A 9,377-nucleotide genomic window follows, 5' to 3' on the forward strand; every position below is an offset into this window, starting at 1 on the left:
ACTGAAATTCTGGTGGTTTGAGATCGCTTTCCCTTGAGTTCTGAATGATCGGTAGGCCAAATCCGGCTGTGACCTAGGACCTTTCTGGTTTTCCTTTTCACTCATGTATGGCGTCTTACTGCGAACTACCATTGCGTCTGTCATTCACGCACAGGGACAACGATCATGCAGGAAAGCGACCTTCATACAGCGATCATGCGAAACAAGCTCGAACTTGAATCAAATGGCATTGATCTGGGTTCAAGTTCAAGCATGGCGTTTCATGTGGGGAACACGCTGACAAGCTGCCCGGCAGTCATGATGTTGCCGAGTTCACCAGGGTGGAGTCATGGCCCTCATTACCAATTACTCAAGCCCCTGCACACTGACCTCACTGTGCCCGATACGACGTTTGATCAACTCTGGAAATGTACACAGCAACACTACGGCCTCACGGCAGCGACGGTGATCACTGGCGCGGCGGGTATACCGATAAGCAAAATTGCGGTGGGTACCTGGGTTCACGTCGGTTCCAGCAAAACCACGAACCTGGCTAGCCTGATCGGAATGCGCTTTTTCCCTCGTACATTGATCAGGCAACCCACCATGGCCAGAATGGCAAAAGCAACCTTTGGCACGGTCCGGGTATTCGGCATTATCGGGCGAGGCATACCCTTCGTTGCTGTCGGGCTTGCAGTCTTTGATCTAGTGAGTATTGGTAAGTGTGCCTATGAGGTGAGAAATGGAAGGTAGCCTGACCAGAGCCGAAATCAGCGAAAAAGTGATCCAACTGTTCGTCGATATCATCGGTTTTATCGACCGAAGCCAGGTGACGGAGCACACCAACTTCATCCATGACTTCGACATCATTGATGACGACCTGACCTGCTTCGTCATGCAGATCAAGTGGCAGTTCAAGCTGCAAGCGACTCAGGACGATTGGGATCACATTACGACCATCAGGCAGATAGTCGATCTGATCGTTGAGCGCTCAACGCCGCGATGATGTCAGGGAATAAAGGCCATCACCGAGGCCGGTGAACCCGAGCCACCCTCAAGCGCCAATATCCCGATGACCAGCGTTGCCCCAGTGGCCGGTAGCCGGTCGAGCTGGGTCAGGCACTCCAGCACAATCCCGTTTTCGGCCAGTACCGCGTGATTGATGGCGAACGCGCTGCTTTGCCCATAATCCACGCCGTGGGTATCAATGCCCACGCCGGCAATATGGCGATGCTCCAGCAAAAAGCCAATGGCGGCCTCGCCAATCCCTGGAAAGTGCGAGCCTTGCGCATCGTGGCCGAAAAAGGCGGTCGGGTCGTTCCAGAGGTGTTGCCACCCGGTGTACACCAGCACCACCGAACCCGCATCGATAGGGCCGTGTTGGTGTTCCCAGGCGTGGATATCCTGCGGGCTGACTTGGTAATCCGGATCGGCCGCGGCTTTGCCGCGCACATCGATCACCACCGCCGGCCGCACCAGCGCTTCTGCCGAGTAACCCTCAATCCCCATCCCATCGGCATAAAAGCTGTTCGGCGCATTCATATGGGTGGCGCTGTGTTCGCCCATGCTGAAGCGGCGCAGGTAATAGCCGTCGCGCTCCAATGACGCAACGTCTTCAAACGCCACTGGCGGGTCGCCCGGCCACAGCGGGATACGCGGGTTGATTGGATGGCTGAGACTGATGACCCGCTCAAATTGCAGCTGTTTAACCGCCATGTTTGCCATTCCCTTCCAATTGTCCCAGCGGCACTCGGCGCTCTATGGCGCTGGACAAAATAATCGACGTCTTGCTGAACCCGAACTTCGCCACCCGATTAATCAGGTCTTCCAGCTCCGGCATGGTGCCCACTGCTGCTTGCATGATCACGCACGGGTCGCCGGTGACCCGATGGCATTCGGTCAGTTCGGGAATTTGCGCCAGGGCGTCGTAGACCTTCTGGCTGCCGTGATTGGTCAGCCGCAATTCAATCACGCATTGAATCGGCAGGCCGACTTTGGACAAGTCGACCTTGGCCTGGTAACCGGTAATCACCCCGCTGGCCTCCAGCTTGGCCACGCGCTCGGCCACGGCGGGGGCGGAGAGGTTCACCGTGCGGGCCAGTTGGGCGTAGGAAGCGCGGCCGTCTTCGAGCAGGGCGCTGAGGAGCATGCGGTCGTATTTGTCCATGATAAGGCTCCGGTTGCGCGTGGCTTTCGAAAGCATGGGTTATAGCCTTCATAACCATGCTTTGAAAAGTGTATGGGCGCTTTAAACAGGTTTTGTAACTTATGTTTATGCGCCTTCGTTTCTAGAATAAGCCTCCCAACTCCTGCCATAGAGCCGCCTCATGCCTGGCCCACGTCGTTTTCCCTTACCGTTGATCGCCGCCTTTTTTGCGTTGTATGTGATCTGGGGTTCCACTTACCTGGTGATTCGCATCGGCGTGGAGTATTGGCCACCGCTGCTGCTGGCGGGGATTCGGTTTTGCACCGCGGGCGCGTTGATGTATGCCTATCTGCGGTGGCGCGGGGTGCCAGCGCCGACGTGGCCGCAGTGGAAGGCGGCCGGGATGATCGGCATCTTGTTGCTCACCGTAGGCAATGGCGGCGTCAGTGTGGCGGAACATATGGGCGTGTCGTCCGGCGTGGCCGCATTGGCGGTGGCGACCGTGCCGCTGTTCACCCTGCTGTGTGGTTTTTTCTGGGGCGCGCGTAATACGCGGCTGGAATGGGCCGGGGTGATTCTGGGGATCATCGGTATTGCGATGCTCAACATGGGCAGCACCCTGCAATCGAGCCCACTGGGGGCGGTGTTGCTGTTGATGGCGGCGGCTTCCTGGGCCTTCGGCTCGGTGTGGAGTCGCCATTTGCCGCTGCCCCAGGGCGCCATGGCCAGTGCCGCGGAAATGCTGGTGGCCGGCGTGGCGCTGCTGATCGTCAGCACGCTGTCCGGCGAGCACCTGCAGGCCATGCCGCCGCTGGAAGGCTGGCTGGCCCTGGCCTACTTGACGGTGTTTGGTTCCATCATCGCGTTCAACGCCTACATGTACCTGCTCAAGCACGTGCGCCCGGCGGCGGCGACCAGCTATGCCTATGTGAACCCGGCGGTGGCGGTGTTGCTGGGGATTGTGTTCGTCGGCGAGAGCATCGGTGTGGAAGAGGCCCTGGCGATGCTGGTGATCATCAGCGCCGTGCTGTTGATCAGCCTGCCCCAGTGGCGCAAGCCCAAGCCGGAAATAAGGTAAACTGCCGCGCATTACGCCCATGCGCTGAATTTTTCCTACGGTAAACACATGACTTTCGCCACACTTGGCCTGATCGAACCCTTGCTGCGCGCCCTTGAGACGCTTGGCTACCAGACCCCGACGCCGGTGCAGGCGCAAGCCATTCCGGCGGTGCTGGCCGGTCGCGACCTGATGGCCGCCGCCCAGACCGGCACCGGCAAGACCGCCGGCTTTGCCTTGCCGCTGCTGCAACTGCTGACGATGGAAGGGCCGAAAGTCGCCGCCAACTCGGCGCGTGCGCTGATCCTGTGCCCCACTCGCGAGCTGGCCGAGCAGGTTCACGCCAGCGTCGCCGAATACGCCCAGCACCTGCCGCTGACCACGTATGCGGTGTACGGCGGCGTGAGCATCAACCCGCAGATGATGAAGCTGCGCAAGGGTGTCGACATCCTGGTCGCCACCCCTGGCCGCCTGATCGACCTGTTCCGCCAGAACGCGCTGAAACTCAATCAGCTGCAAACCCTGGTGCTGGATGAAGCCGACCGCATGCTCGACCTGGGCTTCTCCGAAGAGCTGGCGAACATCTACCGCATGCTGCCGAAGAAACGCCAGACCCTGCTGTTCTCCGCCACGTTCTCCGATGACATCCGCCTGCTCGCCGGGCAGATGCTCAATGATCCGCTGAGTATCGAAGTCAGCCCGCGCAACGTCGCCGCCAACACCGTGCAGCAGTGGGTGGTGCCGGTGGATAAAAAGCGCAAGGCGGAACTGTTCGTGCACCTGATGCGCAAGGGCCGCTGGAAGCAGGTGCTGGTATTCGCCAAGACGCGTAACGGCGTGGACGCGCTGGTGGACAAGTTGCAGGGCCTGGGCATCAATGCCGACGGTATCCATGGCGACAAACCCCAGGCGACCCGCCAACGCGCACTGGACCGCTTCAAGGCCAGCGAAGTGCAGATCCTGGTGGCTACCGACGTGGCGGCCCGTGGCCTGGATATCGAAGACCTGCCGCTGGTGGTCAACTTCGACTTGCCGATCGTCGCCGAAGACTACATCCACCGTATCGGCCGTACCGGCCGTGCGGGCAACACCGGCGAGGCGATTTCGCTGGTGTGTGCCGATGAAGTGAACATGCTCTCGGCGATCGAGATGCTCACGCGCCAGACCCTGACCCGCAAGATGGAGCCGGATTTCGTACCCGAGCACCGCGTGCCGGAGACTGATGCCAGTGGGCAGGTGGTGAAGAAGCCGAAAAAGCCGAAGAAGCCCAAGACATCGGGCGGCGGTGGTAAGCGCAATTTGGGTAAGTGGGTGGACAGTGGTGACGCGGCGCCGGTGGAACCGTCGATCAAGCCGGTGCGCAAGGTGCCGGTGTTTAATACCGGGCCGCGTAAGAAGAAGTGATTGTGTGGTGGGGCTGATGGCCTCATCGGGGGCAAGCCCCCTCCCACATGTTTGAATTGTGAATACCGTCAAGTGTGGGAGGGGGCTTGCCCCGATGGCGGCCTTGAATCCACCCCACCTCTCAGCGCCTAAGCCATTCCAACAGCCCAAGCCCAGCCGCCCTGCCACTGGCAAAACACCCCGTCAGCAAATACCCCCCGGTCGGCGCCTCCCAATCCAGCATCTCCCCGGCACAAAACACCCCAGGCAATTGCTTGAGCATCAGCCGCTCATCCAGCGCTTCAAACGGCACCCCCCCTGCGGTGCTGATGGCTTCGTCGATGGGCCGCGTCTTGACGAACGTCAGCGGCAACGCCTTGATCTCCACCGCCAACTGCGCCGGGTCATTAAAGTGTTCAGATGGCGCCAGCTCACGCAACAGCGCCGCCTTGACCCCATCCAACCCCAACTGACTGTGCAAATGCTTGCTCATCGACCGCGACCCACGCGGCTTTGCCAGCGCAGCCTGGACCTTGTCCAGCGGCTTGCTCGGCAGCAGATCGATATGCACGGTGGCGGCGCCATCACGGTTGATCGCCTCGCGAATCGGCGCCGATAAGGCGTAAATCAAACTGCCTTCGATGCCGGTAGCGGTGATCACGCATTCGCCCAGCCGAGGCTTGTCATCTCCAAGCCCAATGGCGACGTTTTTCAACGGCGCTCCGGCGAATTTGCTGACCATCAACTCGCTCCAGGCCGACACTTCGAACCCGCAGTTGCTCGGTTGCAGGCGCACGTAAGGCACGCCTTGGCCTTCCAGCAGATTCAGCCAGGCCCCATCGGAGCCCAGGCGGGACCAACTGCCGCCGCCCAGGGCCAGCAGCACGGCATCGCCGTGGACAACTTTTTCGCCTTCGGGGCTGTGGATAAGCAGCTCACCCTCGGCATTCCAGCCCACCCAGCGATGTCGGGTGTGGATAACCACGCCTTGTTCGCGCAGGCGCTTGAGCCAGGCACGCAGCAGCGGCGCGGCTTTCATGTCCGTAGGAAACACGCGGCCTGAGGTGCCGACAAAGGTTTCGATGCCCAGGCCGTGAATCCACTCGCATAACGCCTCGGCCCCGAAGCTGCGCAGCAACGGTGCCATGTGCGGCGCGCGTTCGGCATAGCGCGCAAGGAACGCCGGGTAGGCTTCGGAGTGGGTGATGTTCATGCCGCCCACGCCGGCCAGCAGGAACTTGCGTCCCACCGAAGGCATGCCGTCGTACAGCGCCACCCGCACGCCCGCCTGGCTCAAGACTTCGGCGGCCATCAGCCCGGCAGGGCCGCCGCCGATAATGGAGACAGAGGGGGGAGAAGACTGAGGCATGGGCAAGGCTACGGTGGTGTGAATAGGCCGAGCATTCTACCCGACGACGGCACGCCTGCCTGATCAAAAAATGTACACTTTCCTACACGCCATACGGTTACTTGCTTGCAGGCCGTTACGCTCAAGTTATCCACAGGTGGTTCCACAGGCATTGTGGGTAACGCACACACTTCAATGACAGCCTGATGACGTCCACACCCGCTGCGCACTGTGATGCAGGATGCCGTGGCGGCGGGCCAGGGCAGGGCGGTCCTTGCTGTAGCCGCCACCGATCACGCCCATCACTGGAATATCGCGGCCCAGGCAGTGACGCATCACGCTTTCATCGCGCGCGGCAACGCCGGCATCTGTCAGCTTGAGGTAACCGAGGGCGTCGTCCTTGTGTACGTCCACACCCGCGTCGTACAGCACCAGGTCCGGCTGATAGAGCGGCAACAGGTAATTGAGCGCGTCATCGACCACCTTGAGGTAGGCGTCGTCGCCCATGCCCATCGGCAACGGAATGTCCCAGTCGCTCTGGGCCTTGCGCGCCGGAAAGTTCTTTTCGCAGTGCAGCGATACGGTGATGGCGTCCGGCGTGTCATGCAGGATACGCGCGGTGCCGTCGCCCTGGTGCACGTCGCAATCGAAGATCAGCACCCGATTGACCCGGCCGCCGGCCAGCAGGTAATGGCTGATCACCGCCAGGTCGTTGAAGATGCAAAAGCCCGCCGGGTAATCGTAATGGGCGTGATGGGTGCCGCCGGCGAGATGGCAGGCCAGGCCGTGTTCCAGCGCCTGCTCCGCCGCCAGGATCGAGCCGCCCACTGCGCGTACGGTGCGGCGCGCCAGGGCCTCGCTCCACGGCAGGCCGAGGCGCCGTTGGTCCTCGCGAGACAACTCGCCGCTCATATAGCGTTCGATATACCCGGTGTCATGGGCCAGGCCCAGAATCTCCGCCGGGCACAGTTGCGGGCGCAGCAACTGGCTGTCCTCGGTCAGGCCGCTGTCCACCAGGTGGTCGCGCAACAGGCGAAACTTGTCCATGGGGAACCGGTGGTCCGCCGGGAACTCGGGGCTGTAGTCATCGTGGTAGATCAATGGCAAGGGCATGGGATTTTCTGACGGGAATCTGCGTCGGATCTTACCAGCGCTGTACACTCACGCACATGGCAAGGGAGGGGGAACCATGGAGCCGATACTGGAATTGGAAAGTGCACGCCTGGTCATGCGCCCATGGCGTGACAGCGACCTGCAGGCGTTCGCGCAGATGTGCAACGACCCACAGGTGATGCGCTATTTCCCGGCCAGGTTGAGCCACCTGGAAAGCGCCGCACTGATTGGGCGGATTCGCGGCCATTTCGCCGAATACGGTTTTGGCTTCTGGGCTTTGCAGCGCAAGGACACCGGCGAATTCATCGGCCTGACCGGGCTGCAGAACGTCAGTTTTGAAGCGGGCTTCACCCCGGCGGTGGAAATCGGCTGGCGCCTGGCCCGCGAACATTGGGGCCTGGGTTACGCCAGCGAGGCGGCCTGGACCGCATTGCGTTGTGGTTTTGATCGCTTGAGCCTGGATGAAATCGTCGCCTTCACCACCGAAGCCAATTTGCCTTCACAAAAAGTCATGCAGGCCATCGGTATGCATTACGATCCGCAGGCAGATTTTCAACACCCCAAAGTCGCAGCCGATGATCCGCTGCGCCCACATGTTTTGTACCGCATCACCCGCGCCCAATGGTTGGACACGCTGCACGGGTAGGCGCGAGCTTGCTCGCGAAGAACGCAAGTGCGCCGTGGAGTATCAGGAACCCCGCGTCACCATTGACGACCTTCGCGAGCAAGCTCGCTCCTACAGGTGAAGGTAGATGCTGTTTTGCTCTGAGGAGAGTGTGAATGAGCCAAGTATTGGAAGATCTGGTGGACTTGCTGACCCTGGAGCCGATCGAGGAAAACCTCTTTCGCGGCCGCAGCCAGGACCTGGGTTTTCGCCAACTATTCGGTGGCCAGGTGCTCGGCCAGTCGCTGTCGGCGGCCAGCCAGACGGTAGAAGAAACGCGTCACGTCCATTCCCTGCACGGTTATTTCCTGCGCCCGGGAGACGCGGCATTGCCGGTGGTGTATTCGGTGGACCGCGTGCGCGATGGCGGCAGTTTCAGTACGCGCCGCGTCACCGCGATTCAGAAGGGCCATCCGATTTTCACCTGCACGACCTCGTTCCAGTACGACGAAGAAGGCTTCGAGCACCAGACCACCATGCCCGTGGTGGTCGGCCCGGAGAACCTGCCCTCGGAGCTGGAACTGACTCAGCAGCGCGCGCACCTGATCCCCGAGCACATGCGTGACAAGCTGCTGTGCCCCAAGCCCATCGAAGTGCGCCCGGTCACCGAAAAAGACCCGTTCAACCCGCAGCCGTCCGACCCGGTCAAGTACGTGTGGTTTCGCGCCGATGGCGCCCTGGCCGATGCGCCGGCATTGCATAAATACCTGCTGGCCTACGCCTCGGACTTCGGCTTGTTGACCACCTCGCTGCTGCCCCACGGCAAAACCGTTTGGCAGAAAGACATGCAGGTCGCCAGCCTCGACCACGCGCTGTGGTTTCACGCCGACCTGCGCGCCGATGACTGGTTGCTGTACGCCATGGACAGCCCCTGGGCCGGCAATTCCCGTGGGTTTTCCCGCGGCAGCGTGTACAACCGCGCCGGGCAACTGGTGGCCTCGGTAACCCAGGAAGGCTTGATTCGCCATCGCAAGGACTGGGCATGAGCCTGGCCGACGTCCGGCATTGGGTGTTTGACATGGATGGCACCCTCACGGTGGCGGTGCATGATTTCGCGGCCATCCGGGTAGCCCTGGAGATTCCCGCCGAAGACGATATCCTCACCCACCTTGCCGCGCTGCCGGCGGATATCGCGGCGGCCAAACATGCCTGGCTGCTGGAGCACGAGCGCGAGCTGGCGCTGGGCTCGGTGGCGGCGCAAGGTGCGGTTGACCTGGTGCGCGAGCTGGCCGCACGCGGTTATCGCCTGGGGATTCTGACGCGCAATGCCCAGGAGCTGGCCCATATCACCCTGGAGGCGATCGGCCTGGCGGACTGCTTTGCCATTGAGGATGTGCTGGGGCGTGAGGACGCGCCGCCCAAGCCTGACCCGGGTGGGTTGCTGAAGCTGGCGGAGGCTTGGAATGTGGCACCCAGCGAGATGGTGATGGTGGGGGATTATCGTTTTGACCTGGACTGTGGCCGGGCAGCGGGCACCAGGACCGTGTTGGTGAACCTGCCGGAAAACCCGTGGCCTGAGTTGGCGGATTGGCATGCCGAGGACTGTGCGGTATTGCGCCGAATGATCCAGCCCAGGCAATAGCGATCAACTGTGGAGGGGGCTTGCCCCCGATAGCGGTCTGTCAGCTAAACAGGTGCTGGCTGACACACCGCCATCGGGGGCAAGCCCCCTCCCACATGTTTGATC

General features: G+C 61.4%; 11 protein-coding genes. 7 read left to right on the top strand and 4 right to left on the bottom strand.

Features of this window, described 5'->3' with window-relative positions; translation table 11 throughout:
* Positions 1–165 precede the first annotated feature (165 nt).
* On the top strand, positions 166–732 hold the full coding sequence (locus BFP89_RS18630) for a hypothetical protein (RefSeq protein ID WP_065886877.1): 567 nt from the start codon (positions 166–168) through the stop codon (positions 730–732).
* On the top strand, positions 722–985 hold the full coding sequence (locus BFP89_RS18635; protein WP_065886878.1) for an acyl carrier protein: 264 nt from the start codon (positions 722–724) through the stop codon (positions 983–985). The genes BFP89_RS18630 and BFP89_RS18635 overlap by 11 nt, the downstream gene beginning before the upstream one ends.
* 2 nt (positions 986–987) lie before the next feature.
* Here the strand turns inward: BFP89_RS18635 and BFP89_RS18640 are convergent, their stop codons facing one another.
* Positions 988–1,695: a cyclase family protein gene (locus BFP89_RS18640; protein ID WP_256097363.1), complete on the bottom strand. Its 708-nt coding sequence runs from the start codon at positions 1,693–1,695 to the stop codon at positions 988–990.
* Positions 1,685–2,146, bottom strand: coding sequence for an Lrp/AsnC family transcriptional regulator (locus BFP89_RS18645; RefSeq protein WP_065886880.1), 462 nt, complete (start codon positions 2,144–2,146; stop codon positions 1,685–1,687). The genes BFP89_RS18640 and BFP89_RS18645 overlap by 11 nt, the downstream gene beginning before the upstream one ends.
* Before the next feature lie 160 nt (positions 2,147–2,306).
* Here BFP89_RS18645 and yedA point away from each other — a divergent pair, with 160 nt between their 5' ends.
* Positions 2,307–3,203 carry a drug/metabolite exporter YedA gene (gene yedA / locus BFP89_RS18650; protein WP_065886881.1) on the top strand — a complete coding sequence of 299 codons (897 nt, stop codon included), beginning with the start codon at positions 2,307–2,309 and terminating at the stop codon, positions 3,201–3,203.
* A gap of 48 nt (positions 3,204–3,251) precedes the next feature.
* Positions 3,252–4,586, top strand: a complete 1,335-nt coding sequence (locus BFP89_RS18655) for a DEAD/DEAH box helicase (RefSeq protein WP_065886882.1) — start codon at positions 3,252–3,254, stop codon at positions 4,584–4,586.
* Positions 4,587–4,707: 121 nt separating this feature from the next.
* Here the strand turns inward: BFP89_RS18655 and BFP89_RS18660 are convergent, their stop codons facing one another.
* A complete protein-coding gene (locus BFP89_RS18660; protein WP_065886883.1) occupies positions 4,708–5,934 on the bottom strand; it encodes a TIGR03862 family flavoprotein in 1,227 nt (408 codons plus the stop codon).
* Positions 5,935–6,105: 171 nt separating this feature from the next.
* On the bottom strand, positions 6,106–7,026 hold the full coding sequence (locus BFP89_RS18665; protein WP_065886884.1) for a histone deacetylase family protein: 921 nt from the start codon (positions 7,024–7,026) through the stop codon (positions 6,106–6,108).
* A 76-nt stretch (positions 7,027–7,102) separates the two neighbouring features.
* Here BFP89_RS18665 and BFP89_RS18670 point away from each other — a divergent pair, with 76 nt between their 5' ends.
* The 3 genes from BFP89_RS18670 (at position 7,103) to BFP89_RS18680 (ending at position 9,272) form a co-directional block, all read left to right on the top strand.
* On the top strand, positions 7,103–7,672 hold the full coding sequence (locus BFP89_RS18670; protein WP_065886885.1) for a GNAT family N-acetyltransferase: 570 nt from the start codon (positions 7,103–7,105) through the stop codon (positions 7,670–7,672).
* 134 nt (positions 7,673–7,806) lie between these two features.
* Positions 7,807–8,676: an acyl-CoA thioesterase II gene (gene tesB / locus BFP89_RS18675; protein WP_065886886.1), complete on the top strand. Its 870-nt coding sequence runs from the start codon at positions 7,807–7,809 to the stop codon at positions 8,674–8,676.
* Positions 8,673–9,272: an HAD family hydrolase gene (locus BFP89_RS18680; protein WP_065886887.1), complete on the top strand. Its 600-nt coding sequence runs from the start codon at positions 8,673–8,675 to the stop codon at positions 9,270–9,272. Before tesB ends, BFP89_RS18680 begins: the two co-directional genes overlap by 4 nt.
* Positions 9,273–9,377: the final 105 nt, after the last annotated feature.

The sequence above is a fragment of the Pseudomonas sp. 31 R 17 genome (genome assembly GCF_900004915.1).
GTDB classification, from domain to species: Bacteria; Pseudomonadota; Gammaproteobacteria; order Pseudomonadales; family Pseudomonadaceae; genus Aquipseudomonas; species Aquipseudomonas orientalis_A.

Excerpts from the sequence above, each read along its gene's own strand:
- BFP89_RS18630 (WP_065886877.1), top strand. The coding sequence starts at position 166 with ATGCAGGAAAGCGACCTTCATACAGCGATCATGCGAAACAAGCTCGAA.
- BFP89_RS18635 (WP_065886878.1), top strand. The coding sequence starts at position 722 with ATGGAAGGTAGCCTGACCAGAGCCGAAATCAGCGAAAAAGTGATCCAA.
- BFP89_RS18640 (WP_256097363.1), bottom strand. The coding sequence starts at position 1,695 with ATGGCGGTTAAACAGCTGCAATTTGAGCGGGTCATCAGTCTCAGCCAT.
- BFP89_RS18645 (WP_065886880.1), bottom strand. The coding sequence starts at position 2,146 with ATGGACAAATACGACCGCATGCTCCTCAGCGCCCTGCTCGAAGACGGC.
- yedA (WP_065886881.1), top strand. The coding sequence starts at position 2,307 with ATGCCTGGCCCACGTCGTTTTCCCTTACCGTTGATCGCCGCCTTTTTT.
- BFP89_RS18655 (WP_065886882.1), top strand. The coding sequence starts at position 3,252 with ATGACTTTCGCCACACTTGGCCTGATCGAACCCTTGCTGCGCGCCCTT.
- BFP89_RS18660 (WP_065886883.1), bottom strand. The coding sequence starts at position 5,934 with ATGCCTCAGTCTTCTCCCCCCTCTGTCTCCATTATCGGCGGCGGCCCT.
- BFP89_RS18665 (WP_065886884.1), bottom strand. The coding sequence starts at position 7,026 with ATGCCCTTGCCATTGATCTACCACGATGACTACAGCCCCGAGTTCCCG.
- BFP89_RS18670 (WP_065886885.1), top strand. The coding sequence starts at position 7,103 with ATGGAGCCGATACTGGAATTGGAAAGTGCACGCCTGGTCATGCGCCCA.
- tesB (WP_065886886.1), top strand. The coding sequence starts at position 7,807 with ATGAGCCAAGTATTGGAAGATCTGGTGGACTTGCTGACCCTGGAGCCG.
- BFP89_RS18680 (WP_065886887.1), top strand. The coding sequence starts at position 8,673 with ATGAGCCTGGCCGACGTCCGGCATTGGGTGTTTGACATGGATGGCACC.